The sequence below is a fragment of the Micromonospora sp. NBC_01392 genome (assembly GCF_045040125.1).
GTDB lineage: Bacteria > Actinomycetota > Actinomycetes > Mycobacteriales > Micromonosporaceae > Micromonospora.
The window spans coordinates 1,584,595-1,609,307 of sequence record NZ_CP109549.1 but is presented as its reverse complement, the minus strand read 5'-3'; the positions used below and the strand labels follow the sequence as shown (position 1 = coordinate 1,609,307).

The 24,713-nt window shown below is 74.5% G+C and carries 26 protein-coding genes; 9 read left to right on the top strand and 17 right to left on the bottom strand.

Annotation, left to right across the window (positions count from 1 at the left end):
* Nucleotides 1–44: 44 nt before the first annotated feature.
* Nucleotides 45–2,657 carry a putative bifunctional diguanylate cyclase/phosphodiesterase gene (locus tag OG767_RS07590; RefSeq protein WP_405092771.1) on the bottom strand — a complete coding sequence of 871 codons (2,613 nt, stop codon included), beginning with the start codon at nt 2,655–2,657 and terminating at the stop codon, nt 45–47.
* Between the two features lie 152 nt (nt 2,658–2,809).
* Nucleotides 2,810–4,963 (bottom strand): NAD-dependent DNA ligase LigA, encoded by a 2,154-nt coding sequence (gene ligA, locus OG767_RS07585; RefSeq protein WP_405092770.1) that lies wholly within the window; start codon nt 4,961–4,963, stop codon nt 2,810–2,812.
* A gap of 180 nt (nt 4,964–5,143) precedes the next feature.
* On the opposite strand from ligA, the gene OG767_RS07580 reads away from it, so the two are divergent.
* Nucleotides 5,144–5,701: a type II toxin-antitoxin system PemK/MazF family toxin gene (locus OG767_RS07580; RefSeq protein WP_405092769.1), complete on the top strand. Its 558-nt coding sequence runs from the start codon at nt 5,144–5,146 to the stop codon at nt 5,699–5,701.
* Between the two features lie 13 nt (nt 5,702–5,714).
* On the opposite strand, the gene OG767_RS07575 is transcribed toward OG767_RS07580, so the two are convergent.
* The 7 genes from OG767_RS07575 to OG767_RS07545 all read right to left on the bottom strand — a co-directional run bounded on the left by OG767_RS07575 (nt 5,715) and on the right by OG767_RS07545 (nt 12,668).
* Nucleotides 5,715–6,728 carry an ADP-ribosylglycohydrolase family protein gene (locus tag OG767_RS07575; RefSeq protein WP_405092768.1) on the bottom strand — a complete coding sequence of 338 codons (1,014 nt, stop codon included), beginning with the start codon at nt 6,726–6,728 and terminating at the stop codon, nt 5,715–5,717.
* A 26-nt stretch (nt 6,729–6,754) separates the two neighbouring features.
* Nucleotides 6,755–7,123, bottom strand: a complete 369-nt coding sequence (locus OG767_RS07570; RefSeq protein ID WP_405092767.1) for a VOC family protein — start codon at nt 7,121–7,123, stop codon at nt 6,755–6,757.
* A gap of 37 nt (nt 7,124–7,160) precedes the next feature.
* Nucleotides 7,161–8,165 (bottom strand): methionine synthase, encoded by a 1,005-nt coding sequence (locus tag OG767_RS07565; protein WP_405092766.1) that lies wholly within the window; start codon nt 8,163–8,165, stop codon nt 7,161–7,163.
* Between the two features lie 631 nt (nt 8,166–8,796).
* A complete protein-coding gene (gene mnmA / locus OG767_RS07560; RefSeq protein WP_405092765.1) occupies nt 8,797–9,870 on the bottom strand; it encodes a tRNA 2-thiouridine(34) synthase MnmA in 1,074 nt (357 codons plus the stop codon).
* A gap of 37 nt (nt 9,871–9,907) precedes the next feature.
* Nucleotides 9,908–11,083 carry a cysteine desulfurase family protein gene (locus tag OG767_RS07555; protein WP_405092764.1) on the bottom strand — a complete coding sequence of 392 codons (1,176 nt, stop codon included), beginning with the start codon at nt 11,081–11,083 and terminating at the stop codon, nt 9,908–9,910.
* 86 nt (nt 11,084–11,169) lie between these two features.
* Nucleotides 11,170–11,841: a class F sortase gene (locus tag OG767_RS07550; protein WP_107156194.1), complete on the bottom strand. Its 672-nt coding sequence runs from the start codon at nt 11,839–11,841 to the stop codon at nt 11,170–11,172.
* The gene (locus OG767_RS07545) at nt 11,838–12,668 is read right to left on the bottom strand and encodes a DUF4397 domain-containing protein (protein WP_107156195.1); all 831 of its coding nucleotides are present in this window, start codon (nt 12,666–12,668) and stop codon (nt 11,838–11,840) included. Before OG767_RS07545 ends, OG767_RS07550 begins: the two co-directional genes overlap by 4 nt.
* A gap of 242 nt (nt 12,669–12,910) precedes the next feature.
* Between OG767_RS07545 and OG767_RS07540 the strand changes: the two genes are divergently transcribed.
* Both OG767_RS07540 and OG767_RS07535 read left to right on the top strand, forming a co-directional pair.
* Nucleotides 12,911–13,516: an RNA polymerase sigma factor gene (locus OG767_RS07540; RefSeq protein ID WP_281935901.1), complete on the top strand. Its 606-nt coding sequence runs from the start codon at nt 12,911–12,913 to the stop codon at nt 13,514–13,516.
* Nucleotides 13,470–14,240, top strand: a complete 771-nt coding sequence (locus OG767_RS07535) for an anti-sigma factor (protein ID WP_405092763.1) — start codon at nt 13,470–13,472, stop codon at nt 14,238–14,240. Before OG767_RS07540 ends, OG767_RS07535 begins: the two co-directional genes overlap by 47 nt.
* 101 nt (nt 14,241–14,341) lie before the next feature.
* Here OG767_RS07535 and OG767_RS07530 read toward each other — a convergent pair whose 3' ends face one another.
* The 4 genes from OG767_RS07530 to OG767_RS07515 form a co-directional block, all read right to left on the bottom strand.
* Nucleotides 14,342–15,301 carry an electron transfer flavoprotein subunit alpha/FixB family protein gene (locus tag OG767_RS07530; protein WP_405092762.1) on the bottom strand — a complete coding sequence of 320 codons (960 nt, stop codon included), beginning with the start codon at nt 15,299–15,301 and terminating at the stop codon, nt 14,342–14,344.
* Nucleotides 15,302–15,312: 11 nt separating this feature from the next.
* On the bottom strand, nt 15,313–16,092 hold the full coding sequence (locus OG767_RS07525; protein ID WP_405092760.1) for an electron transfer flavoprotein subunit beta/FixA family protein: 780 nt from the start codon (nt 16,090–16,092) through the stop codon (nt 15,313–15,315).
* A gap of 187 nt (nt 16,093–16,279) precedes the next feature.
* On the bottom strand, nt 16,280–16,684 hold the full coding sequence (locus OG767_RS07520; RefSeq protein WP_405092759.1) for a hypothetical protein: 405 nt from the start codon (nt 16,682–16,684) through the stop codon (nt 16,280–16,282).
* 2 nt (nt 16,685–16,686) lie between these two features.
* Nucleotides 16,687–17,484: a GNAT family N-acetyltransferase gene (locus OG767_RS07515; RefSeq protein ID WP_405092758.1), complete on the bottom strand. Its 798-nt coding sequence runs from the start codon at nt 17,482–17,484 to the stop codon at nt 16,687–16,689.
* Nucleotides 17,485–17,525: 41 nt separating this feature from the next.
* Here OG767_RS07515 and OG767_RS07510 point away from each other — a divergent pair, with 41 nt between their 5' ends.
* From OG767_RS07510 to OG767_RS07500, 3 genes are read left to right on the top strand one after another with little or no spacing between them, the layout of a single operon-like run.
* The gene (locus OG767_RS07510) at nt 17,526–17,912 is read left to right on the top strand and encodes a YidH family protein (RefSeq protein ID WP_405092757.1); all 387 of its coding nucleotides are present in this window, start codon (nt 17,526–17,528) and stop codon (nt 17,910–17,912) included.
* Nucleotides 17,909–18,205 (top strand): DUF202 domain-containing protein, encoded by a 297-nt coding sequence (locus OG767_RS07505; protein ID WP_405092756.1) that lies wholly within the window; start codon nt 17,909–17,911, stop codon nt 18,203–18,205. Before OG767_RS07510 ends, OG767_RS07505 begins: the two co-directional genes overlap by 4 nt.
* Nucleotides 18,206–18,231: 26 nt before the next feature.
* A complete protein-coding gene (locus OG767_RS07500) occupies nt 18,232–18,630 on the top strand; it encodes a PLD nuclease N-terminal domain-containing protein (RefSeq protein ID WP_405092755.1) in 399 nt (132 codons plus the stop codon).
* 50 nt (nt 18,631–18,680) lie between these two features.
* Here OG767_RS07500 and OG767_RS07495 read toward each other — a convergent pair whose 3' ends face one another.
* Nucleotides 18,681–20,303 (bottom strand): acetolactate synthase, encoded by a 1,623-nt coding sequence (locus tag OG767_RS07495; RefSeq protein WP_405092754.1) that lies wholly within the window; start codon nt 20,301–20,303, stop codon nt 18,681–18,683.
* Nucleotides 20,304–20,375: 72 nt separating this feature from the next.
* Nucleotides 20,376–21,149: an enoyl-CoA hydratase/isomerase family protein gene (locus OG767_RS07490; protein WP_405092753.1), complete on the bottom strand. Its 774-nt coding sequence runs from the start codon at nt 21,147–21,149 to the stop codon at nt 20,376–20,378.
* A gap of 97 nt (nt 21,150–21,246) precedes the next feature.
* Here OG767_RS07490 and OG767_RS07485 point away from each other — a divergent pair, with 97 nt between their 5' ends.
* Nucleotides 21,247–21,813 (top strand): DUF6232 family protein, encoded by a 567-nt coding sequence (locus tag OG767_RS07485; protein WP_405092752.1) that lies wholly within the window; start codon nt 21,247–21,249, stop codon nt 21,811–21,813.
* Here the strand turns inward: OG767_RS07485 and OG767_RS07480 are convergent.
* Nucleotides 21,759–22,169, bottom strand: coding sequence for a nuclear transport factor 2 family protein (locus OG767_RS07480; RefSeq protein WP_405092751.1), 411 nt, complete (start codon nt 22,167–22,169; stop codon nt 21,759–21,761). The genes OG767_RS07485 and OG767_RS07480 overlap by 55 nt on opposite strands.
* Nucleotides 22,170–22,225: 56 nt before the next feature.
* Here OG767_RS07480 and OG767_RS07475 point away from each other — a divergent pair, with 56 nt between their 5' ends.
* Together OG767_RS07475 and OG767_RS07470 are read left to right on the top strand one after the other, a co-directional pair.
* The gene (locus tag OG767_RS07475; protein WP_405092750.1) at nt 22,226–22,708 is read left to right on the top strand and encodes a DUF6232 family protein; all 483 of its coding nucleotides are present in this window, start codon (nt 22,226–22,228) and stop codon (nt 22,706–22,708) included.
* Entirely contained in the window at nt 22,705–23,076 is a 372-nt protein-coding gene (locus tag OG767_RS07470; RefSeq protein WP_405092749.1) for a hypothetical protein, read from the top strand. Before OG767_RS07475 ends, OG767_RS07470 begins: the two co-directional genes overlap by 4 nt.
* 13 nt (nt 23,077–23,089) lie before the next feature.
* Here the strand turns inward: OG767_RS07470 and OG767_RS07465 are convergent, their stop codons facing one another.
* Nucleotides 23,090–24,583: a dienelactone hydrolase family protein gene (locus OG767_RS07465; RefSeq protein ID WP_405092748.1), complete on the bottom strand. Its 1,494-nt coding sequence runs from the start codon at nt 24,581–24,583 to the stop codon at nt 23,090–23,092.
* Nucleotides 24,584–24,713 lie beyond the last annotated feature (130 nt).

Sequence of the window (24,713 nt, the reverse complement as noted above, 5' to 3'; positions counted from 1 at the left end):
GCACGATGACGCGCGGTGACCGGAGCGAGTCTATTGTCCCGCCGTCACGACGACGCCTTCGACTCCCCCTCCGCCGCCGGCCCGCCCCGCCCGTCGCCGTCCACCGCGGTCGGGCGGACCGGGCGGTAACGCGACAGCCAGGCGATCAGGTCCTCGGCCGGCATCGGCCGGGCGTGGAACCAGCCCTGCGCCACGTCGCAGCCCGCGGCGTGCAGCAGCCGCCAGGTGCGCTCGTCCTCCACGCCTTCGGCGACCACCCGCAGGCCGAGCGCGCCGGCCAGCTCGATCATCGAGCGGACGATCGCCGCGTCGTCCGGGTCGTCGGCCATGCCCAGCACGAACGACCGGTCCACCTTCACCTCGGACAGTGGCAGCCGGCGCAGGTGTTGGAGGGAGGAGTACCCGGTGCCGAAGTCGTCGAGCGCGATCCCGACGCCGATCCGGTGCAGGTGGGTGATGCTGGCCAGCACCCGCCGGGGATCGGCCATCAGCGCACCCTCGGTGATCTCCACCTGGAGCCGCTCGGGCGGGACGCCGTACCGGGTCAGCCGGTCGGCGATCTGGTCGGCGATCTCGCCGGTGTGCAGGTCCCGGACGCTGACGTTGAGCGCGGCCCGCAACGTGAGCCCGGCCGCGGACCACTTCGCGAGCTGCTCCACCACGTCGTCCACCACCCGGCGGGTGAGCAGCCGCATGACCGCGCTCTGCTCGGCGACCTGGATCAGCTCCCCCGGGTCGACCATGCCCCGGCGCGGGTGCCGCCAGCGCAGCAGCGCCTCGACACCGACCACCTCGCCGGTGGCGATGGCGATCTGCGGTTGGTAGTACATGGTGATCTCGCCGGCCTCCGCGGCCGACGCGGCCGTGGTCTCCGCGAGCCGCGCGGCCGGGGCGGCCGGGGCGGCCTCCACGGCGGGTCCGCCGGCCGGGGCCGACGCGGTCGACACAGCCGGCGCCACCTCCGCCGACGCCGGTGGGGCCGCCGCGGCCGACGCCGGGTCAGCGCCGGAACGAACCGGGTCGGGGACCCGGTCGGCCCGGCGGCGGGTCGGGTCGGCGCCGGTCAGGATCCGCTCGATCAGGTCGTCGTCGGAGCGCGCCTCGACACGCTCCCGACGCCACCGGAGCCGTCGGCGGGCCGGGACGACGCCGGGCCGTTCCGCGCCCCGGCCGTCCGCGTGGACCGGCCGGCCCTCCTGCCCCGACCGGCCTTCACGAGCCGGCCGCGCGTCGTGGACCGGGTGCCCGCCGTCCGGCCGACCCGGGTGCGCCGGCCGGGCGGCGGGCAGCCCCGGCGTCAGCGCCGCGCCGTCCCCGCCGCGTACGCCCACCGGCTCACCGGAGGACGACGGCGAGGACTCCAGCACCCGGCGCAGGTCCGCCAGGAGGCTCAACCGCTCGGCCGAGTTGTGGTCGGACTCCGGCGCGTAGACCGCGACCGTGTCGGTGCGGTGCTTGGCGTCGTACATGGCCACGTCGGCGTGCCGCATCAGGGTGGCGAAGTCCTCGCCGTGCTCGGGGAAGAGCGCGACGCCGATCGAGCCGCCCACGTCCAGCGGCAGCCCGTCCAACGGCACCGGCTCGGCCAGCGCGGCGACCACCCGGTCGGCCCGCTCCCGGGCCTCCTCGACGCCGGTCAGCCCCGGCACGACGATGGCGAACTCGTCGCCGCCGAGCCGCGCCACCATCTCGTGCTCGCCGACCACGTCGATCAGCCGGGCGCTCACCTCGACCAGCAGCCGGTCCCCGACCGCGTGGCCGAGCGCGTCGTTGACGTGCTTGAACCGGTCCAGGTCGAGCAGCAGCAGGGCCACGTGGGCGTCCGGCTCGCCCCGGGCGGCCCGCTCGGCGTGCAGGTGCACCTGCTCGACCACCTCGCTGAGCAACGCCTTGCGGTTGGGCAGCCCGGTCAGCGGGTCGACGTCGGCGAGCTGTTCCCGCTCGGCGGAGAGCCGGGCCATCCGGTAGACCGCGAAGAGTGGCACCAGCACCAGCGGGATCAGCGCCGCGCTGGCCCGCGCGGCGGCCACCAGCACCGGCGCGAGCAGCAGCAGCGAGCCGGTGGAGAGCAGCTCGTAGGCCAGCCCGAGCCGGACGTTGGGCCACCACCGGTCCCCGAAGCGCAGCCGGATGGCGGAGTTGACCAGCCCGTAGTTGACCGCGAACCAGGCCACCGTGGCGCCGCCCACCGCTGCCACGTCCGTCCAGTGCAGCCGGCCGCCGCCGAACAGCTCGCCCGGACCGAACCTGGTGACCGCGTACGCGGCGGCCAGCGCGCACGCGTACTGGGCCGCGTTGAAGCCGGTGCGCCAGGCGGCGTACCCGAGACGCCAGCCGGAGACGGCCACCGCCACGGCCTGCACCGCCACCGCCGGGCCGAGCCCCCAGCCGAGCAGGATGGCGAAGGTGAAGCAGGTGGACGGGAAAACCGCCGAGGTCTGCCGTCGGCCGGGCGGGACGAACGGGCGGGCGTCGCAGACGACGGCGAGCGCCGCCATCGTCCAGAACGCGACCGGCAGCTCGGTCAGCCGGCCGGGCAGCGCGGCAAGCGGCCCGACCGAGACGAGCAGGGCGACGACGCCTACCGCACCGACGAAGCCGAAGAACGGCCCGGTCCGCCCCGGCGGGACGGAGTTGCGCGGGTCGTCGGTCGCCATCGCACCTCCCGGGCACGGTCCTGGCGCGCGCCGTCACGCGCCGTACGCCAATGAAACGCCCTACGGACCGCTTTCCCCGACACGACAGTCACGAATCGGTGCTAGTCGTAATTAAGTTGGTATACGCCGCCGGGCGGTCACCCGGGCGCCGGTCACTCCTCCACCCGGGCCACCGCCCGGGCCGCCTCCGGACCGGACTCCAGCAGCACCCGGAACCCGTCCTCGTCGAGGATCGGCAGCTTCAGCGTGGCCGCCTTGTCGGCCTTGGTGCCGGGGTTGTCGCCGACCACCACGAAGCCGGTCTTCTTCGAGACCGAGCCGGTCACCTTTCCGCCCCGGCTCTGGATCGCCTCGGCGGCCTCGTCGCGGCTGAACCCGGCAAGCGTGCCGGTGACCACCACGGTGACCCCGTCGAGCGGGCGCGGCCCCTCGTCGGCGGACTCCTCGGCCATGCGGACGCCGGCCGCGGCCCACTTGCGCACCACGTCGCGGTGCCAGTCGACGGCGAACCACTCCTTGAGGCTCGCGGCGATGGTCGGGCCGACGCCGTCCACCGAGGACAACTCCTCCTCGGACGCCTCCTCGATCGCGGTGACGGAGCGGAAGTGCCGGGCGAGCGCCTGCGCCGCGGTCGGGCCGACGTGCCGGATGGAGAACGCCACCAGCACCCGCCACAGGTCCCGTTCCTTGGCCTCGGCCAGGTTCTCCAGCAGCTTGGTGGCGTTGCTGCCGAGGCTGCCGTCCTTGTTCACGAAGAACGGCGAGCGGGCGAGCTGCTCGGGGTCGAGCTGGAACAGGTCGCCCTCGTTGGTGATGATCTGCGCGTCCAGCAGCGCCGCCGCGCCCTTCTCGCCGAGCACCTCGATGTCGAGCACCTTGCGGCTGGCCAGGTAGAAGACCCGCTCGCGGATCTGCCCCGGACAGGTCCGCCCGTTGGGGCAGCGGATGTCGACGTCGCTCTCCTTGGCCGGCGCGAGCGGCGTGCCGCAGGCCGGGCAGGTGGTCGGCATGACGAACGGGCGGGCGTCGGCCGGCCGCAGGTCGACCACCGGGCCGAGGATCTCGGGGATGACGTCGCCGGCCTTGCGCAGCACCACCGTGTCACCGATGAGCACGCCCTTGCGTTCGACCTCGCGAGCGTTGTGCAGGGTGGCCAGCGCGACCGTGGAGCCGGCCACCAGGACCGGCTGGAGCACGGCGAACGGGGTGACCCGGCCGGTGCGCCCGACGTTGACGTCGATGTCGAGCAGCGTGGTGTTGACCTCCTCCGGCGGGTACTTGAAGGCGATCGCCCAGCGCGGCGCGCGGCTGGTCGAGCCGAGGCGACCCTGGATGGAGACCGGGTCGACCTTGACCACCACGCCGTCGATCTCGTGCTCGACGTCGTGCCGGTGCTTGCCGTACCAGGCGATGTATTCCGCCACGCCGGCCAGGTCGGCCACCACCTTCCAGCGGTCGCTGGTGGGCAGCCCCCACGCCTTGAGCGCGGCGTACGACTCGGACTGCGCGGACGGCCGGTAGCCCTTGCGGGCGCCGATGCCGTGCACGATCAGGCGCAGCGGCCGGCCGGCGGTGACCCGCGGGTCCTTCTGCCGGAGGCTGCCGGCGGCGGCGTTGCGCGGGTTGGCGAACGGCGCCTTGCCCTGCTCGACCAGGCTCGCGTTGAGGTCGGCGAACCCGGCCACCGGGAAGTAGATCTCGCCGCGCACCTCGATCAGCTCGGGCACGTCGGGGAAGTCGTCGGACGGGGTCAGCCGGGCCGGCACGTCCTTGATGCTCCGGACGTTGGCGGTGACGTCCTCACCGGTGCGGCCGTCGCCGCGGGTGGCCGCCCGGACCAACCGGCCCTTCTCATAGGTCAGGTTGATGGCCAGGCCGTCGACCTTCAGCTCGCAGAGGTAGGGCACCGGGCCGCCGGCGTCGCGCTCGACCCGCTCGGCCCAGGCGGCCAGCTCCTCGTCGGCGAACGCGTTGTCGAGCGAGAGCATCCGCTCGGCGTGCGTGACCGGGGTGAAGTCGGTGGAGAACGTGCCGCCGACCCGCTGGGTGGGCGAGTCGGGGGTGCGCAACGCCGGGAACTCCGCCTCCAGCGCCTCCAGCTCGCGCAGTTGCCTGTCGAACTCGGCGTCGGTGATCGTCGGCGCGTCCAGCACGTAGTAGCGGTACTGGTGCTCGGTGAGATCCTGGCTCAGCGTGGCGTGCCGCTCCCGGGCCTCGGGGGTCGGCTCGACGCCGGCCGCCGCCTCCTGGGCGGCGTCGACCGTCGGGGGAACCGCTTCTTCGGACACGCCGCCACCATCGGACACGCTGTCGACCTCCCGTGCTCGTGCTACCCCCGAACCGTAACGGTCGGCTGTGACAACCGTCCGCCCACCCGCGCTGAGCAGGGCGACCCGCCGCCCCGGCGACGCGTGCCGCGCCGCGGAGCGGACGGGCCGCAACCGTGCGACGATCGCTGGGCCGAAGCGGACGGAAGGCGGGCACGGATGCGCGACGCGCTGATCTGGGCACTGGTGATCGTGGCCTGTGTGGCGGCGGGCTGGCTGTGGAGCGAGTGGCGCCGCCGCGCCGCCGACGGGCGGAGCAACCGGCCCGGTGGCGGACGGGACAACCGACCCGGACGCGGTCGGGGCAGCCGGCCCGGTGGTGGGCGGGACAACCGGCCCGGTGGTGGGCGGGTGGCCGCCCCGCCGAAGCCGCGTGGCGGTGACCGGCCGGCCGGGGACCGGCCACGGCCCGGGGAGATCTGGTGGGCCGACGTGCCGTACGCCGACGGCACCGGTTCGAAGGTGCGCCCCTGCCTGGTGCTGCGCGTGGACGGCCGGGCGGCCGGGGTGCTGAAGATCACCAGCCAGGACAAGTCGGACCGGGACGACCATGTGCGGATCCCGACCCGCACCTGGGACCCGGGCGCGGACCACGACAGCTTCCTCGACGTCAGCGAACCGATCCGGGTGCCGCTCGACGCGTTCGCGGACCGCGCCGGCGACTGCGACCCCGAGGTGTGGCGCGGCGTCCGCCGCCTGCCCCACCTCACCGCGTAACGCGGGACGCCGCTCAGTCCAGCGGGTCGGCCAGGGCGGTGAGCTGGTCCGCGTACTCGATGCGGGCGGACCAGCCGGCCGGCCAGGCGGCCATCCCGTACGCGGCCCCGAGGAACGCCCCGGCCAGCGCGGCGATGGAGTCCGAGTCGCCGGCGGTGGTGGCGCCCCGGGCCAGCGCGGCGACCGGATCGTCCGGGTGCCGCAGCGCGCAGAGCAGCGCGGTCGCGAGCGCCTCCTCCGCGATCCACCCCTCGCCGGTGAGCCGGCACGGGTCGCCGCCGTCGTCGGGGCGGGCCAGTGCCGCCTCCAGCCGGCCGAGCACCCGCAGGCAGTCGTCCCAGCCGCGGGCGATGAACTCCGCCGGGTCGGTGACGCCCGGACGCTGCCACAGGTCGCCGAGCCACTCGCCCCGGTAGACCGTGCGCTGCTCGCGGGCCCGCTCGGTGAGCAGGCCGGGCAGCGCCGGCAGCGCCGCGCCGTCGCGCAGCAGCCGGGCCGCGTACGCGGTCAGCTCGCTGGCCGCCAGCCCGGTCGGGTGCCCGTGGGTGAGGCCGGCCTGGAGCTGGGCCAGCCCGGCCAGCGTGTCGAGGTCGACGTCGAGCAACCCGACCGGGGTGACCCGCATGTTCGCGCCGCAGCCCTTCGAACCGGCGACCGTGGCCTGTTGCCAGCGGGTGCCCCGGCTCAGCTCGGCGCAGGCCCGCAGGCAGGTCATGCCCGGTGCGCGGTTGTTCTCCGGGCTGGCCGCCCAGTCGAGGAAGCGCTGCCGCAGCAGCGGCTCCACCGCCTCCGCCGTGTACGCGGGCGCGTCGTGCAACGCCCACGCCACGGCCAGCGCCATCTGGGTGTCATCGGTGACCAGTGCGGGGTCACCTTCCAGCTCGCGGGGACCGGCCGGGCCGTAGCGCCGGACGATCTCGGTGACGGTGAGGAACTCGGTCGGCTTGCCGAGGGCGTCGCCGTAGGCCAGGCCGAAGAGCGAGCCGGCGGCGCGTCGGTCGGTGGAGGCGGTCACGGTGGTGATCATGCACCGACCGCGCAAGCCCCGTGCGGTCAGTCCCAGCAGAGGCAGAACGGGTGGCCGGCCGGGTCGGCGTAGACCCGGAAGCCCTCCCCGTCGCCGGGCAGCCGCCGCGCGCCGAGGGCCAGCGCCGCCTTCTCGGCCGCGTCGATGTCGTCCACCGTCACGTCCAGGTGGAACTGCTGCGGACGCTCCGGGTCGGGCCAGTCGGGTGCCCGCAGGTCGAGCGCCTTCTGGAAGGCGAGCCGCGGCTGGTGCCCGGGCGCGCCGCCGAGGACCACCCAGTCGTCGCCGTCGGAATTGTCCTCGATCAGCGGGAGACCGAGCAGCTCCGCGTAGAAGCCGGCCAGCGCACGCGGGTCGGGACAGTCGATCACGGTGGAACGCAGTCGTCCGATCATGCCGGCCATCCTGCCCCCCGGCGTACGACAGGAAACGTCACTCCTCGGCGAGCCGCCGGCCGGCGTCGCGACAGGCGGCCAGCACGGCCCGCGCGTACGCCGGGGTGGCACCGGCCAGCCCGCACGCGGGCGTGACCACCACCTGTTCGGCCAGCCGCCGACGGGGGAAGCCGAGCTGGTCCCAGAGCCTGCGGACCCGGTCGGCGACCTCGGCGGACGTGGGCGTCCGGCCGGACGACGGCGGCAGCGTCGGCGCGGCGCCGGCCAGCAGCCCGAACCCGGCGTCGAGCGCCTCGCCGAGCGGGTCCAGGTCTTTGACCAGGGACAGGTCGAGGGCGACGCCGACCGCGCCGGCGGAACGGATCAGCTCCAGCGGCACGTCCGGCGCGCAGCAGTGCACCAGCGTGGGGACGCCGGCCGCGTCGAGCACACCGCGCAGCAGCGCGCGGGCGGCCTCGGCCTCCATCGGCCGGTGGGTGCCGAGGCCGCTCTCGGTGGGCACCCGCCCGGCCAGCACCGCCGGCAGGGACGGCTCGTCGAGCTGGAGCAGCACCGTGGCGCGGGGCAGCCGTCGACTCACCGCCGCCAGGTGGCCGCGCAGCCCTTCGCCCAGCGAGCCGGCGAGGTCCCGCACCGCGCCGGGGTCGCGCAGCACCCGGCCGCCGAGCGGCAGCTCCAGCGTGGCGGCCAGGGTGAACGGGCCGGCGGCCTGGACCTTGACCGGGCCGGCGTACTCCTCGGCCTGCTCGGCGAGCTGGTCGAGGTCGCGTTCCATCAGGTCACGGGCACGGCGCAGGTCCCGGCCGGGGCGCAGGGCGATCCGCCAGCGGGCCGCGTACAGCTCGACCGGAAGCTCGACGAGCAGCCCGGCGGTGCGGCCCACGAGATCCGCGCCCGGGCCCCGGGCGGGCAGCTCCGGCAGATGCGGCAACGCGGGCAGCTCGCCGAGCACGATCCGCTGCGCCTCGGCGATGTCGGTGCCGGGCAGCGAACCGATTCCGGTCGCCGCCCCGGCCGGCCAGGGCCACTGCTGATCAGTCACCGCCGAAGCCTATCGACTACGCCGTCCGCGGTGGGCGGCGCGGGCAGGGTCCAGGCGGCGGCAGCGGCCGGACGGCCGGTGGCTGACGGCCGGTGGCTGACGGCCGGTGGCTGACGGCCGGTGGCTGACGGCCGGTGGCGAGTCGAGGGCGCCGGCGGACGCGGGTGGCCACCGGAGCATCCGGCGGTCGCTGAGTGACGGAGTGACTACCAACTTGATGGCACGGATGGGTCACCGCGCCGGACGACGACCGCGCCGCCTCATCGAAAGGGCCGGACCGAGGGCCGGTCGGGGGCGACTCATCGACGCCATCAAGTTCGCAGGGGCTGGCGGCAGGCTCCGCGCCGGGCTTCGCCAGCCCCTCGGCGATCCGCCAGGTCACCGGCATCGCGCTGCCGGAGGGCTTCCGGACCGCGGAGTACCCGCCCGCCGCGCGACACACCGCGTGGCGGAGTCGGGGTCGGGCCGGGCCGGTCAGGCGCCGCGCCGGGCCGGTCCGAGACGGCCCAGCCGGGAGCGATCCGCCCGGGACGGCAACCGCCGGAAGCACAGGCGCCAGCAAGGCAGCCCCTCACAAGGACAGCCCGCCGGGACGGCAACCCGCCGGGACGGCCAGCCGGGTGGCGATCCGTCAGCCGGCGATGGTGGCGGAGCCGAGGACCACGTCGCCGGCCGGGTCCGGCCGGTAGGCCACGATCGCCTGGCCGGCGGCGACCCCGCGCAGCGGTCGGCGCAGCGCGGCGTGCAGGCCGTCGGCGTCGACCGAGACGGCGGCCGGGACCACGTCGCCGTGCGCCCGGAGCTGAACCTCGCACTCGACCGGCCCGTCCGGGCGCGGGCCGCCGGTCCAGACCGGGCGGACCGCGCGCACCGCGGAGACCTCCAGCGCCTCGGCCGGGCCGACCGTCACCGTGTTGGTAGTCGGGGTGATGGAGAGCACGTAGCGGGGCCGGCCGTCCGGCGCGGGGCGGTCCAGGTGCAGCCCGCGTCGCTGCCCGACGGTGTACTGGTAGGCGCCGCTGTGGTTGCCGACGACCGCGCCGGTGAGCGCGTCCACCACCTGGCCCGGGGCCTCGCCGAGCCGCTCGGCCAGGAAGCCGCGGGTGTCGCCGTCGGCGATGAAGCAGATGTCGTGCGAGTCCGGCTTGTCGGCCACGGCGAGACCACGCCGGGCGGCCTCCGCGCGCACCTCGGCCTTGGTCGAGTCACCGAGCGGGAAGACCGACCGGTCGAGCTGCGCGCGGGTCAGCACCGCGAGGACGTACGACTGGTCCTTGGCCGCGTCGACGCTGCGCCGCAGCAGGCCGTCCGGGCCGAGCCGGGCGTGGTGGCCGGTCACCACGGCGTCGAAGCCCAGGGCCACGGCCCGGTCCAGCACCGCGGCGAACTTGATCTTCTCGTTGCAGCGCAGGCACGGGTTCGGGGTACGGCCGGCCGCGTACTCGGCGACGAAGTCGTCGACCACGTCGTCGTGGAACCGGTCCGCCATGTCCCACACGTAGAACGGAATGCCCAGCACGTCGGCGGCCCGCCGGGCGTCCCGGGAGTCCTCCAGGGTGCAGCAGCCCCGGGCACCGGTGCGGTAGGTCTGCGGGTTACGGGCCAGCGCCAGGTGCACGCCGGTCACGTCGTGCCCCGCCTCCACCGCACGCGCCGCCGCCACGGCGGAGTCCACCCCGCCCGACATCGCCGCCAGAACCCTCACCGGCCCACTCCCCTCGTCCGTACCGAGGGTATCCGGGTCAGCGGGGGGTACGGAGGGCGGCCGCGCGGCGGGCCCGCTCGACGGCGGCCGGCAACGCGGCGATGAGCGTGTCCACGTCCGCGCCGCTGCTGGTGTGACCGAGCGTGAAACGCAACGAGGAGCGGGCCCGGTCGTCGTCGGCGCCCATGGCCAGCAGCACGTGCGAGGGCTGGGCCACGCCGGCCGAGCAGGCCGACCCGGTCGAGCAGGCGATGCCCTGGGCGTCGAGGAGCAGCAGCAGCGCGTCCCCCTCGCAGCCGGGGAAGGAGAAGTGCGCGTTGCCGGGAAGGCGGTCCGCCGGGTCACCGTTGAAGACCACCTCGGGCACCGCCCGACGGACCCGCTCGACCAGCTCGTCGCGGAGCGCGGCGACCCGGGCCGCGTACTCCTGCTGGCCCTTCACCGCGGCCTCGACCGCGACCGCGAACGCGACGATGCCGGCCGTGTCCAGCGTCCCGGAGCGGACGTCGCGCTCCTGGCCACCACCGTGCAGCAGCGGGACGGCCGCGACGTCGCGGGCCAGCAGCAGCGCGCCGACGCCGGTCGGGCCGCCGAGCTTGTGCCCGGTCACGGTGAGCGCGGACACCCCGGTCGTGGCGAAGTCGACGGGCACCTGACCGACCGCCTGGATCGCGTCGGTGTGGAACGGCACCCCGTGCTCGGCGGCGACCGCGGCCAGCCCGGCCACCGGCTGGACGGTGCCGACCTCGTTGTTGGCCCACATCGCGGTGACCATCGCCACCCGGTCGCCGTGCTCGGCCAGCTCGGCGCGGAGCCGCTCCGGGTCGAGCCGGCCGGTCGCGTCGACCGGCAGCCAGCCGGCCTCCGCGCCCTCGTGCCCGACGAGCCAGTCCACCGCGTCCAGCACGGCGTGGTGCTCGACCGCGCTGGAGACCACCCGGAGCCGCTCGGGCCGGGCGTCGCGGCGGGCCCAGAAGATGCCCTTCACGGCGAGGTTGTCACTCTCCGTGCCTCCGCCGGTGAAGATCACCTCGGAGGGGCGCGCGCCGAGCGCGGCGGCCACCCGCTCGCGGGACTCCTCCACCCGCCGCCGGGCACGGCGGCCGGACGCGTGCAGCGACGACGCGTTGCCCACCTCGCGGGCGGTGGCGACGTACGCCTCGAGTGCTTCGTCGAGCATCGGGGTCGTCGCCGCGTGATCCAGGTATGCCATCACCGTTCAGCCTAACGGCCGGTGGGCGGGCCACCGCTGGCCGGACCGCCCGTCCCGTGCGGAGGCGGGACGGGCGGTCCGGACGCTCATGCGGGAACCGCGGTGACGACGATGTTGTCGCGGTAGTGCCGGGTCTTCGGGTCGAACGGGCCGCCGCAGGTGATCAGCGTGAGTCGCGGGCTGCCGTCGCGGGCGAAGTACCGCTCCAGCGGGATCTTCGTCTTGGTGTACTCCTCCCGGGCCACCACCCGGTAGCGACGGTCCTTCCCGTCCGCGCCGGTGGCGGTGAAGGTGTCCCCCCGGTCCAGCTCACGGAGCCGGAAGAACGCCCCCTTGCCCTGCTCGGCGCTGTCCACGTGCCCGGCGATGACCACCGAGCCGGCGTCGGCCTCCAGCCCCGGGCCGTAGCGGTACCAGCCGACCTGGTCCACGCTGGGCGGCACCTCGAACTCGTTGGTGCGCTCGTTGATGCCGACCGGGTTGACCGAGGCGGTGACCTTGATCGGCGGAATGCTCAGCCGTACCGGTGGCACGGCCTTGCCGTCCGCCGGCAGCGTGCCGGCGTTCACCGGCACCGACGCGTCCCCGGTCGGCGTCGCCGCCGGCGTCGCGCTGGGGGTGGCGCTGGCCAGCGCCGCCGCCTCGTCGGCGCCGACGTCCTCGGCGGGCTGCGACCCGCACGCCACCAGCGTCGCCACGGTGAGCGCGGCGACGCCGGCGGCCATCGCCGCCAGCGCCCCGCGGTTGCGCACCGTCACCGGCGACCGGCCCGGGCGGTGGCCACCCGCGCGCCGCCGCCGACCAGGAGCAGCACGCCGGCGCCGGCCAGCACGTACCACCAGGTGTCCACGCCGGTGCCGGCCTGGCCGCCGGTGCCGCTGGGCACGCCGCCCGGCGCGGAGTGCAGGCCGCTGATGGTCTGCGCGACCAGGTCGAGGTTCTTGGCCTCGGCGGAGCCGATCGCGTAGACGATGGTGGCGGTGCCCTCCTTCAGGTTCAGGTCGGCCGGGCCGATGGCGACGGTGTCGGTGCCGGCGAGCACCACGTCCGCCTTGACGGTGCCGGCGGCCACGTCCGCCTTGGCCTCCTTCGGGTTGGTCAGCCCCTCGAAGACCGGCTTGCCGCCGGCCCGCACGTCCACCGCCGGCGCGGCGGCGGTGTGTCGGACGATCAGCCGGGCCTTGCCGGCGCCCACCTTGGACACGTCGTTGACGAACGGGGTGATCTGCGGCTTGCCGTCGGCGCTCAGGTGGGCGGCGAGGCTGATGTTCGCCCCGCCCGGCACCTCGGCGTCGTCGACCTTCAGGATGGCCTTGTCGACCGCCTCACCGGGCTTGGTCAGGGCGATGTCGTACTCGCCCTCGGGCAGGGTGAGCGGGCCGGCCACGTCGCCGGGCTTGAAGTTGTCGAGCGTCTTCTTGCCGTTGACGTAGACGTCGACCGGGGTGTCCGGGATGCCGTGGACCACGGAGACCTTCGACGAGGCGGCGTAGGCCGGGCTCATGGTGGCGGCGCCGACGCCGGCGAAGGTGAGGGCGGCCACCGCGCCGCCCGCGGCGACCCGACGGAACATGGCGTGCTGCATTTGAGTGCCTCCTGGTGGTTGGTGCTGATTCGTCAGGCCTGGCTTGCAGAACGGGTTACGCCGGCACCGCCGTTCCCGGATGCGCGCCGGATCCGTTTTCTTTTTCCGGCCGCGGGCGCATCCGTCGGGGCCCTCGGCGACGAAGGAGGAGGTGATGAGCGTCGTGTCGGACACACCGGGAGAGTGGGGCGGGGGCGGTGGGAGTTACAGTTCGGCATGCCCCACGGATGGCGAGCCGCCCGGTGACGGCGGCTAGGCAGGGCCCCGAGCCGCCGGTCGAGGACGATCTCGCGACGCGGTTCCGCGACGGCGACGAGGCTGCCCTGCGCGAGGCGTACGACAGATACGGCCGAGCGGTGCTGCACCTGGCCACCACGACGCTGGTCAACCGCAGTGACGCCGAGGACGTGACGCAGGCGACGTTCGTCGCCGCCTGGCTCGGCCGGGAGACGTTCGACCCGGCGAAGGGATCACTGATCGGCTGGCTGCTCGGCATCGGGCGACGCAAGGTGGTCGACCGGATCCGCGCCGCGGCCCGGGAGACCCGGGTGGTCGAGACGGTGAAGCAACTGCCCGAGCCGGTGGACACCGGCCCCGACCCGGACACGGTGGTCGACCGGCTGGTGGTCGCCGACGAGCTGGCCCGGCTCCCCGACGAGCAACGGCGGATGCTGGAGCTGGCGTTCTACGACGACCTGACACACCAGCAGATCTCGACCGTGACCGGAGTGCCGCTCGGCACGGTCAAGAGTCACATCCGGCGCGGCATGCAGAGCCTGAAACGCAGATGGGAGGTGGACGGTGCAGCACCTGGACCACGACCGGCTGGTCTTTCTGGCGCTCGGTGAGAGTGAGGCGGCCGACGGAGAATCCACCCACCTCGTCGCGTGCGGGCACTGCCGGGGCGAGTTGGAGACGCTCCGGCACGTCGCCGGGCTCGGCGCCGGCACCCAGGGCCTGACCGAGCTGCCCGATCCGCCGGAGCACGTCTGGCAGGGCATCGTCGCCGAGATCCGGGCCGCCGAGGAACTGCCCACGTTGAACGGCCGCCGGCCGGCGCGTACCGGCGATCCGGCCGCCGTCGGCGACCGGTCGACGACCGTCGTCCGCCCACGCCGTGGCCGCCGCTGGCCGAGGTGGGCGAGCACCGCGGTCACCGCCACCGCCGCCGCGGTGATCGGTGTCGCGGGCACCGTCGCGGTGCTCGGCACCGGCGGTGACGATCCGGCGCCGCAGCCGACGGTGTTGGCCAGTGCGCCGCTGGCCGCGTTCGGCGCGACGCCGAAGGACGCCTCGGGCGACGCCCGGGTGCTCGGGGACAATCAATTGCATCTGCACGTGGCGAATCTCCCGAGCGTTCCGGGGTACTACGAGGTCTGGCTGATCGATCCGAAGACGATGGAGATGTTCTCGGTGGGCACGTTGAGCAACGGGTCGGGGGACGCGTTGCTGCCGATCCCCCGCAACGTCGACCTGAGCACCTTCACCGTCGTCGACATCAGCGCCGAGCAGTACGACAACAACACCCGCCACTCCGGCGACAGCCTGTTGAGGGGCACCCTGACGGGCTGATCGGCGGGCCGGCTCAGCTCCCCGGCCCGCCGATCAGCTCCCTACGAGAAAAGGCCGCCGCCCGGTGATCCGGGCGGCGGCCTTCGCTCACGACCGTGGGGTCACTTGCGCTTGCGGATCTCCTCGGCGGCCTGCGGGACGATCTTGAACAGGTCGCCGACCACGCCGTAGTCGGCCAGCTCGAAGATCGGCGCCTCGCCGTCCTTGTTCACCGCGACGATGGTCTTCGACGTCTGCATGCCGGCCCGGTGCTGGATCGCGCCGGAGATGCCGAGCGCGACGTAGAGCTGCGGGGAGACCGTCTTGCCGGTCTGGCCGACCTGGAACTGGTGCGGGTAGAAGCCGGAGTCGACCGCCGCGCGGGACGCGCCGACCGCGCCGCCGAGCAGGTCGGCCAACTCCTCCACCAGCTTGAAGTTGTCGGCGTTGCCGACCCCGCGACCGCCGGAGACGACGATCGACGCCTCGGTCAGCTCGGGGCGGGAGCCCTTCTGCTCGGCGACCCGCTCGACGACCTTGGCCAGCTTGTCCGCGTCGGTGACCGACACAGTGAGCTGCTCGACGGCCGGGGTGGCCGCGGCCGGGGTCGGGTTGAGCGAGTTCGGCCGGACGGTGACCAGCGGCAGGCCCTTGGTGACCTTGGACTTGACGATGGTGGAGCCGGCGAACGCGACCTGGGTGGCGGTGCCGTCGGCGGCCAGGGCGACCACGTCGGTCAGGATGCCGTTGTCCAACTTGACCGCCAGGCGGGCGGCGATCTCCTTGCCCTCCTGCGACGAGGCGAGCAGCACGGCGACCGGCTGCACCCGCTTGACCAGCTCGGCGACCACGGTGGCCTTCGGGGCCACCAGGTAGCCGTCGATCTCCTCGCCCTCGGCGGCGTAGATCTTCTCCGCGCCGTACTCGCCCAGCTTGGCGCTCAGCGCCTCGGCGGCGCCGGCGCCACCGAGCACGACCGCGCTCGGGGTGCCCAGCTCGCGGGCGAGGGTGAGCATCTCCAGGGTGACCTTCTTGACGCCGAATTCCTTCGTGGCTTCGACGACGACGAGAACCTCAGACATGTCCAGACCTCTCACACGAACTTCTCGGTGGCGAGGAACTCGACCAGCTTGACGCCGCCCTCGCCCTCGTCGGTGATCTTCTCGCCGCCGGAGCGCGGCGGGCGCTTGGTGTGCTCCAGCACGGCGCTGGTGGCGCCGTCGAAGCCCACCTCGGCCGGGGCCACGCCCAGGTCGCCCAGGGAGAGCGTCTGCACCGGCTTCTTCTTCGCGGCCATGATGCCCTTGAAGGACGGGTAGCGCGGCTCGTTGATGGTGTCCCAGACGGAGACCACGGCCGGCGTCGAGGCGGTGACCACCTCGTAGCCCTCCTCGGTCTGCCGCTCGGCGGTCAGCGTCGAGCCGTCGACGGTGAGCTTGCGCGCGCCGGTCAGGGCGGCCACGCCCAGCCGCTCGGCGATCATGTGCGGCATGACCTGCACCCGACCGTCGGTGGACTCGGCGCCGCAGATGACCAGGTCGGCGTTGAGCTGCCCGAGGGCGGCGGCGAGCACCTTCGAGGTGGCCACCGCGCAGGAGCCGTGCAGCGCGTCGTCGACGACGTGGACGGCCTTGTCCGGCCCCATGGAGAGCGCCTTGCGGATCGACTCGGTCGCCCGGTCCGGACCCATGGTCAGGATGGTGACCTCACCGCCGTGCGCTTCCTTGATCTTCAACGCCTCTTCGATGGCGTACTCGTCCATCTCGTTGATGACGTTGTTCGCCGAGCCGCGGTCGACGGTGTTGTCGTCAGGACGCAGGTTGCGGTCCGCGCCCGAATCGGGCACCTGCTTGACGAGTACGACGATGTTCATCGCGCTTCGACGACCCTCCTGTTTGGTGTAGCGATCACTCGCCCGGTCACGGGCGCAGCCTGCCGCGTGACTTAACGCTCGGTCAACCGCAGGCCGCTGTGCACTTGCCCACGGGGCAATGTTACCCGCAAGTAGCATCGACTCCCCGGGAGCCCGGAGTGACGCAACTCACCGTAACCTGTGGTGGTCACGCCACCTCGGTCAGCGCCACCCGGATCTTGTCGATGGCCGCCGCCTCGGCCGGCGCCACGCCCCGGTGCGCCGCCGCCACCTGGTCCGCCGCCGCCAGCACCACCGACCGGTACGCCTCGACGTCGCCCGGCGACTTGGCCCGCAGGATCTCCACCGCCCGACCCAGCGCGGGCAGCACCACCGACTCGATCTCCAGCGCGGAGTCGCGGGGCAACTGCGGCAGCGGGCCGGTGGTGAGCGCCTCCTTGACCACGCCACCGACGTCGGCCAGCGCACCGGAGGCGGCGATGCTCTCGCGCACCATGGCCAGCACCCCGGGCACCGCGTTGGAGACCAGGAACACCGCCCCGAACGCGCCGGTCTTCAGGGTGAGCTGCTCGTCCTCCGTCAACCGGTCCATGATCACGGAGTGTAGACGTACGGCGTGGTGGTGGTGACCGCAACGAGCCCCAGCCGCTCCAGGATGGGCCGGCTGTCCGGCGAGCAGTCCACCTGCACCAACGTCCGGCCGCGCTGCTGCGCCAGCCGCGCCCGGTACGCCACCAGCGCCCGGTACACGCCCTTCCGACGCCACCGGGGCAGCGTCGAGCCGCCCCAGAGACTGGCGAACCCGGTACCGGCCTGGTAGCGGATCCAGCCGGCGCTGATCACCGTCTCCCCCGCCTCCGCCACCACGATCGTGATCGACTGCGGGTCCGCCTCGATCTCCCGGGCCAGCCCGTGCACCAGGTGACCGCGGTCGTCGTGCCAGACCTCCTCCTCCATGGCGGCGATCCGCTCCAGGTCGGCGTGACCGGTGACCTCGCGCAGGCGTACCCCCTCGGGGAGGACCGGGACGGCGGCGGCGAGCGGCGCCACCGGGCCGACCACGACGGTCTCCTCGTCCTCCGGGACGAAGCCGGCGGCGCGCAACCGGTCGCCCAGGTCGGCCGGCTCGTCGTGGCCGGCGAGCTTCCACTCGACCGCCTCGCCGCGGGCCCGGAAGACCTCGACCTGCCGGGCGATCAACGCGTCCAGTTCGGCGCCGGCCAGGCCGTCGAGCGTCCGGTAGGTGAGGAAGCCACGCTGGTCCAGCCCGAGCACGCGGAACAGCGGACCGTCCCGCTCGATGGTCACCCCGGCGGGCACCGGGTCCGGCAGCTCCGGACGGACCTGCGTGTCGTAGGCGTCGCGCAGGGCGCGCGCGTCAAGATCGGTCATCCCCTCAGGCTAGGCCGGTGGCAAAGCGGATAATCGGTGCCGTGTGGGAGTCGATCAAGCGCTGGTTCGACCCGCGGGAGCTGCGTTCGGTCGGCAGCACGCCGGACTACCGCTTCTCGCTGGCCAACGAACGGACGTTCCTGGCCTGGCTGCGGACCGGGCTGGCGCTGGTCGCGGGCGGGCTGGCCGCCGCGCAGTTCCTCCCGCCGCTCCCGCTGGCCCACCTGCGCGAGGTGCTCGCCGTCGGGCTGCTGCTGCTCGGCGCCACCGTGTCGATCCGGGCGGTGGACCACTGGGCCCGCACCGAACGCGCCATCCGGCTGGGTGAGGAACTGCCGGCGTCCCGCTTCCCCGCCGTGCTGGCGCTGATCGTCGCGGTCGGCGCGCTGCTGCTGGTGGGGGCCGTACTGCTCCGAGGAGCCCGATGACCGACGCCGGTCTCCCTGTCGAACGCACCCGGCTGGCCTGGCGGCGGACGCTGCTCACGCTGACCGTCGTGCTGCTGCTCCAGCTCCGGCCGGCGTTCACCGGCCGCGTCCGGGACGCGGTGCCGGCCGGGGCGGCGGTCGCGGTCTGGCTGGCCGTGCTGGTGGTCGACTGGCGGCGCGCCACCGGCACCGGCCCGCGCCGGCTCAGCCGCCTGTCCATGCCGCTGACCGCGCTCGGCGCCGCCGCGCTGGCCCTGCTCGGCGTGGCGCACGTGCTGGGCCGGGTGCACTGACCCCGTCGGGTGGGCCATCATGGGGCATGGCCCGCCTCTACGTACTGCTCTTCCTGGTCCAGGTCGTGCTCGCCGTCTGCGCGCTGATCAGCTGCCTCTCCGCCGAGGACGGCCAGGTCAAGGCTCTGCCCCGGATGATCTGGGTGCTGGTCATCCTGTTCTTCCCGGTGGTCGGCTCGATCGCCTGGTTCGTGGCCGGTCGCGAGCGCCCGACCGGCCCGGCCGGCGGCACCGGGTTCGGGGGACCCGCCGCGCCGGTCCGCGGGCCGCTCGCCCCGGACGACGACCCCGACTTCCTCGCCTCGCTCGACAAGCGCTCCCGCGACGAGGACCAGGAACGCCTCCGCCGCTGGGAGGAGGACCTGCGTCGCCGCGAGGCGGAGCTGCGGGACCGCCCCGACGACCGGGACCGCCCGGAGGTCTGACACACCACGCGCCGCCGCCGGTCACCCGGCGGCGGCGGTCACGGTCGTGGTCAGGCCAGGTTCGACGAGCGGGGGTACGCGTCCGCCGGGTCGGTCAGCACGTTGACCAGGTACGGCACGCCGGCGTCGAACGCGCGACCCAGCGCCGGGCCGAGGTCGGCGGCCTTCTCCACCGTCTCGCCCGCGCCGCCGAGCGCCTCGACCACCTTGTCGTAGCGCAGGCCGGGCTGGAGGTCGGCGGCGACGTCGTAGCCGTACATGGCGCGCATCGGGTGCTTCTCCAGCCCCCAGATGCCGTTGTTGCCGACCACGATCACCACCGGCAGCTTCTGCCGGGCCAGCGACTCCACGTCCATCAGCGAGAAGCCGGCCGCGCCGTCGCCCATCAGCACGCAGATCTGCCGGTCCGGGTGGCTGACCCGGGCGCCCATCGCGTAGCCCAGGCCGGTGCCGAGGCAGCCGTACGGGCCGGGGTCGAGCCAGGTGCCGGGCTGCGCGGGTTCCAGGTACTTCCCGGCGTACGAGACGAAGTCGCCGCCGTCGCCGATGGTGATGGCGTCCGGGGCGAGCACCTTGCGCAGCTCGCCGTAGACCCGGGCCGGCCGGATCGGGTCGGTCTCGGCGCCCATCTCCTCGGCGTCACGGGCCTTCGCCGCGTCCTCGGCGGTACGCAGCTCGGCGATCCAGTCGGCGTGGTCGGCCCGGTCGCCGCTGTGCTCGGCGAACCCGCCGAGGATCAGCCGCAGGTCACCGGCGGGCGCGGCGGCCGGCTGCACGTGCCCGGCGCGCTGGCTGGGCGCGTCCACCACGTGCACCACAGTGGCGTCGCCGAAGTCGCCGAAGGAGAGCCGGAAGTCCAGCGGCGTGCCGATGACCACGACCACGTCGGCGCCCTTCAGCGCGACCCGGCGGGCCTTGGCGAACGCCAGCGGGTGGGACGGCGGCAGCGCGCCCCGGCCCATCCCGTTGGTGAACACCGGCACCCGCAACGCCTCGGCGGCGGCGCGCAGCGCGTCGACCGCGTCGCCGGCGTACACGTCGGAGCCGGCGATGATCACCGGGCGGGACGCGCCGGCGATCAGGCCGGCCGCCTTCGCCACCTCGTCCGGGTCCGGCTCGATCGGTGCGGGCGGGGTGACCGCCGGCAGGTCGGCGTCGCCGACCGAGAAGACCGCCTCCAGCGGGAAGTCCAGGAAGACCGGGCCCCGGTGCGGGGTGAGCGCGGTGGTCAGCGCCGCCGACACCGCGCGCGGGATGTCGTCGGCGCTGAACACCGTCTCGGCGTGCTTGGTCACCGGCGCGACAAGCGGGAGGTGGTCCATCTCCTGGAGGCTGCCGGAGCCCCAGCGGAACTGCGGCGCGCGCCCGCCCAGCACCAGCACCGGCGAGGCGTTGAAGAACGCGCTGGTCAGGCCGGAGACGCCGTTGGTGACGCCGGGGCCGGCGGTGAGCACGGCCAGGCCGGGACGGCGCTGGAGCTTGGCCACCGCCTCGGCGGCGAACACGGCGGACTGCTCGTGCCGCACGTCGTAGAGCGGGAAGCCGGTCTTGTGCGCGGCGTCGTAGAGCGGGAAGACGTGTCCGCCGGAGAGCGTGAACATCTCCCGTACGCCGTGCGCCCGCAGCGCCGCCAGCGCCAGTTCGCCACCGTGCCCCTCGAGGCGTTCCGTCATGCCACTCCCCTTCGTCGCGCGACCGGAGTCACACGCTACTGGCCGGTAGACCGAATGTGAACAACCCTCGCGTCAGCGGCCGGTGAAGCCCGGCTTGCGCTTCTCCACGAACGCGGCCATGCCCTCGCGCCGGTCGTCGGTGGCGAACAGCGCCGCGAAGAGCTGGCTCTCCCAGGCCAGACCGGAGGTAAGGTCCATGTCCAGACCGCCGTCGACCGCCGCCTTCGCCGCCCGCAGCGCCTGCACCGGCCCGGTCAGGAACGGCTTCACGTACGCCACCGCGGCGTCGTACACCTCGGCGGCCGGCACCACCCGGTCGGCCAGGCCGATGCGCAGCGCCTCGTCGGCGTCGACCATCCGGCCCGTCATGATCAGATCCTTGGCGCGGGCCGGGCCGACCAACCGGGCCAGCCGCTGGGTGCCACCGGCGCCCGGAATGATGCCGAGCTTGATCTCCGGCTGGCCGAGCTTGGCGTCGGCGGCCACGATCCGCCAGTCGCAGGCCAGCGCCAGCTCGCACCCGCCGCCGAGCGCGTACCCGGTGATCGCGGCGACCACCGGCTTGGGGATGCGCGCGATCGCGCCCAGCGCGCTGGACAGGTCGGCCGCCCGCTCCGCCATGTCCACGTAGGACATGTCGGCCATCTCCTTGATGTCCGCGCCGGCCGCGAAGACCTTCTCGCCGCCGTACACGATGACGGCGCGGACCTCGGCGTCGGCGGTGGCCGCCGTGGCGGCGGCGCGCAACTCCTCCTGCACCTGCGTGTTGAGCGCGTTCATCGGCGGCCGCTCCAGCCGGATGGTCCCGATGCCGTCCTTCACTTCCAGCCTGACGAACTCGCCCACGCCGCCCTCACTTCCTCGTCGAAGTAGCGTGCCAACCTTACGACCCACGTCGTTGGGGTAGACAGTGCGGTAGCCGCCGGACACCGGGAGTGACGCCATGACCACCTACTACGACGACCGGTCGGTCCGGGTCACGTCCACCGCGCTGCGGGTGGACGAGCACAGCTACCCGCTGGCCGAGCTGACCATGGTGTGGCACCGCCGGGGCAGCCGCTCCTGGCGGGTGCTGGCCGGGCGCGGCGCGATCGGCGCGGCGCTCGCCGGGCCGCTGGTGGCCGCGCTGCTGGGCATCGCGCTGGCGGTCTGGCTGCACCGCTCGCTCACCGTCACCATCGCCATCGTCGGGGCCTCCGTGCTGGTCGGCCTCGCGGTCGGGCCGCTCGCCGACGTGCTCTTCGAACACCTGGACCGCTCGTACGTGCGGGGCAGCCGCGAGCTGGAGATGTGGGCCACCTGGCGGGGCCGGCCGGTGCGGCTGCTGCACACCGGCGACGCGCTGCGCTTCGGCCAGATCTACCGGGCGGTGCAGCGGGCCATGGAGCGCGTGCCCTCGGGTCCCGGTCCCGGTCCCGGTGCCGGTCCCGGTGCCGGTCCCGGTGCCGGCGCCGCTCAGAACGTGATCGGGTCGTCCGGCACCAGGCCCAGCCCGCGCAGCAGGCCGTAGGTGTCCTGCTCGCCCCAGAACTCGACGATCCGGCCGCCGGCCAACCGGTACATCTTGCAGGCGCTCTGCACCGTGGTCGCCCCGGTCGCGTCCCGCCGGTAGGTCTGCGCGATCGACACCACCACCCGGTCCTCGGCCGCGAAGATCTCCACGATCTCCTGGTCGAGCACGGTCAGGCCGGGCGAGGAGACAGCCGCCTCGGGCCACCGCCGGCCGCGTACCGCCACGCCGGAGCCGTAGACCGCCACGTCCTCGTCGACCACCTCGGCCAGCTCGGCCAGGTCCTTGGTGACGAACGTCCGCAGGTAACGCCGGACCACCTCGACGTTGCGCGCCCGCTCGTCCCCGTCCGCCATGCCGACCACGCTACCCACAGATTCCGCCCGCGCACCGCCAGTGGTTACGCTGATTTATGACCCTCTATTACCGGGACGACGCGGTACAGGTCACCTCGCAGACCATCCACGCCGGCGGGCAGGTCGTCGCGCTCGCCGACATCACGTACGTCTGGCACGCCCGCGGCACCACCACGATGGCGGTCCGGGGCCGGGTCCTGGGCCGGGGCGTGCTGGTCCTGCTGCTGTCGCTGCCGCCGCTGGTGGCGTTGGTCTGCGTGCTGTCGCTGGCCTGGGGCGCGCAGGACCGGGGCGACTGGAAGCTCGCCCTGATCATCCTGGCCGCGTTCGTCGTGCTGGGGCTCGTGCTCACCCCGTTCCTGGAGGTGCCGCTGGGTTGGCTGGACCGCTCCTACGAGCGGGGCAACCGGGTGCACGAGCTGTGGGTGCAGGTGCACGGGCGGGAGACGATGCTGGTCCGTACGCCCGACGCGCTACGGTTCGGGCAGATCTACCGGGCCGTGCAGCGCGCCGTCGAACAGCAGGGAGACCGACGATGACCCACCGTCGTGGCGAGGCCGTCGCGCTCGCCGGGCTGCTCGCCGCCGCGGGCGTCACCCACTTCGCCCGCCCCGGTTTCTACGACCCGATCGTGCCGCGCGTCCTGCCCGGGCCGGCCCGCTTCTGGACGTACGCCTCGGGGGTCGCGGAGCTGGCCGTGGCGGCGGCGGTGGCGCATCCGGCGACCCGACGACGGGGTGGGCTGGCCGCGGCGGCGTTGTTCGTCGCGGTGCTGCCGGCCAACGCGCAGATGGCCTGGGACTGGCGACGGCGACGGCCGGTGAGGCGGGCGATCGCCTACGGCCGGGTGCCGATGCAGGCGCCGCTGATCTGGTGGGCGCTGCGGGTGGCCCGGCCGACGCGCTGATCCCCGTCCCGGCTCAGGTCAGCGGCAGCGTGGTGGCGATCGGCCAGGCGAGCACCACCGCACCGACCGCCGCCGGCAGCCACCACGGCGCGTCGCGCCGGCGCAGCACCCCGGCCCACGCCGCCTGCCAGGCCACCAGCGCCGCGAAGAGCGGCACCACCAGCAGCACGAACCCGGGCGCCAGGCCGGTCACCGCCGCTGCGGCCAGGACCACCACCGCGAGCCCGCCGACCGCCGCGTAGGCCACGCCCCGACCCTCGGTGACCAGCTCGGCGCCGAGCAGGAAGGCCAGGCAACAGAGCGTCACCAGGGGCAGCAGCCACCAGCGGGCGCCGACCGGTGCCGTCGACGTGAACCCCAGGTGCAGCGGCAACGCGACGGCGAGCACCGCGTACCCGAGAAGCACCGCCGCCACTCCGGCGGCGCGCGTCGGCCGGCGGGCGTGGCCGGCCGGCGGCCGACGGGGCCGGAACCTCAGGTGCGCCGCGACCAGCAGCACGCCGGTGAGCAGCAGGAACACGGCCACGTGCCCGCCGACCGCGAGCGACAGCCGGTCGGTCGGCAGCGGCGCGGCGAGGACCGCGCCGAGCCCGGCCGCCGGCACCGCCACCGCGAGCCACCGACCCGGCCGGGAGCGTGGTCCGCCGGGCGACGCGGCGGGCGACGGGCCGCGCAGCAGCAGCGAGGCCAGCGGTACGAAGCCGAGGCCCAGGCCGAGCAGAAGCAGCCCGCCGCCGGCCAGGCGGGTCAGCGGGGCCGGCGGCGGACCGCCGGGGCGACCCGGGATCGCGGCCAGCGTCGCGGCGTGGGTACGCGGCGCGAAGAGCACCGAGATGTGCTCGGTGCCGGGTGCCACCACCCGCGCCCGCGCCCCCGGTGGCCCGCCGGCCACCGCCGCCTCGGCCGCCCGGCGGAAGTCGGGAAACTCCAGCCCGCCCACCACCACCGTGAGGCGGCCCGCCCAGCCGGGCGGCACGTCGTTCGCGTCGGGCAGCGAGATCGCCACGGTCCGGGTGATCTCCGGGTGGTCGACCGCGTATCGGGTGACCGCCCCGGCGCCCATCGAGTGGCCGACCAGGACGATCCGGTCCGGGTCGACGTCCGGCCGGCTCCGCAGCCAGGCCAGCGCGACGTCCAGGTCGTGCCGCAGAACCGCCCGGGCCCGCTCGTCGTCCCGACCCGCACCGGGCAGCCCGGCCGGGTTGGCGCCGTGCCCGGCGAAGTCGAGCAGCACCGCGACCGCGCCGTGCCGGGCCACCGAGTCGGCCAGCGGGCGCATCAGCCGGGCGGAGCCGGCGAACCCGTGCGCGATCACCACCCCCGGTCGACGGTCGCCGCTCGTTCCGGACTGGCGAACCTCGGTGAGCGGCACCCCGGTGACGGTGGCCCGCCGCGTGCTCAGTCCGGCGTCCGCGCGGACCAGCAGCAGCGTGCCGAGCACGACGGCGAGCAGGGCGAGCGCGCCGAGCACGAGGAGTCGCCGCGGGGCCGGGCCGGGGGCGGGCATGCCGGCACCCTACGCGGCACGCCCGCGCTGCGGGAGAGCCGGCGTTGCTCCGGGTTTCCGCACCCGGATGCCTCGTTGCCCGCGTGCCACCTGACACGTACGCCGCCCGGCGGCCGGCGAGCGTCGCTGG

Coding starts and splice junctions, on each gene's coding strand:
- OG767_RS07465 (WP_405092748.1), bottom strand. CDS start 24,583: ATGCCCGCCCCCGGCCCGGCCCCGCGGCGACTCCTCGTGCTCGGCGCG.
- OG767_RS07530 (WP_405092762.1), bottom strand. CDS start 15,301: ATGTCTGAGGTTCTCGTCGTCGTCGAAGCCACGAAGGAATTCGGCGTC.
- OG767_RS07575 (WP_405092768.1), bottom strand. CDS start 6,728: ATGATCACCACCGTGACCGCCTCCACCGACCGACGCGCCGCCGGCTCG.
- OG767_RS07470 (WP_405092749.1), top strand. CDS start 22,705: ATGACCCACCGTCGTGGCGAGGCCGTCGCGCTCGCCGGGCTGCTCGCC.
- OG767_RS07480 (WP_405092751.1), bottom strand. CDS start 22,169: ATGGCGGACGGGGACGAGCGGGCGCGCAACGTCGAGGTGGTCCGGCGT.
- OG767_RS07500 (WP_405092755.1), top strand. CDS start 18,232: ATGGCCCGCCTCTACGTACTGCTCTTCCTGGTCCAGGTCGTGCTCGCC.
- OG767_RS07485 (WP_405092752.1), top strand. CDS start 21,247: ATGACCACCTACTACGACGACCGGTCGGTCCGGGTCACGTCCACCGCG.
- OG767_RS07505 (WP_405092756.1), top strand. CDS start 17,909: ATGACCGACGCCGGTCTCCCTGTCGAACGCACCCGGCTGGCCTGGCGG.
- OG767_RS07520 (WP_405092759.1), bottom strand. CDS start 16,684: ATGGACCGGTTGACGGAGGACGAGCAGCTCACCCTGAAGACCGGCGCG.
- OG767_RS07515 (WP_405092758.1), bottom strand. CDS start 17,484: ATGACCGATCTTGACGCGCGCGCCCTGCGCGACGCCTACGACACGCAG.
- OG767_RS07545 (WP_107156195.1), bottom strand. CDS start 12,668: ATGCAGCACGCCATGTTCCGTCGGGTCGCCGCGGGCGGCGCGGTGGCC.
- OG767_RS07580 (WP_405092769.1), top strand. CDS start 5,144: ATGCGCGACGCGCTGATCTGGGCACTGGTGATCGTGGCCTGTGTGGCG.
- OG767_RS07495 (WP_405092754.1), bottom strand. CDS start 20,303: ATGACGGAACGCCTCGAGGGGCACGGTGGCGAACTGGCGCTGGCGGCG.
- OG767_RS07475 (WP_405092750.1), top strand. CDS start 22,226: ATGACCCTCTATTACCGGGACGACGCGGTACAGGTCACCTCGCAGACC.
- OG767_RS07590 (WP_405092771.1), bottom strand. CDS start 2,657: ATGGCGACCGACGACCCGCGCAACTCCGTCCCGCCGGGGCGGACCGGG.
- OG767_RS07555 (WP_405092764.1), bottom strand. CDS start 11,083: ATGGCATACCTGGATCACGCGGCGACGACCCCGATGCTCGACGAAGCA.
- OG767_RS07570 (WP_405092767.1), bottom strand. CDS start 7,123: ATGATCGGACGACTGCGTTCCACCGTGATCGACTGTCCCGACCCGCGT.
- OG767_RS07525 (WP_405092760.1), bottom strand. CDS start 16,092: ATGAACATCGTCGTACTCGTCAAGCAGGTGCCCGATTCGGGCGCGGAC.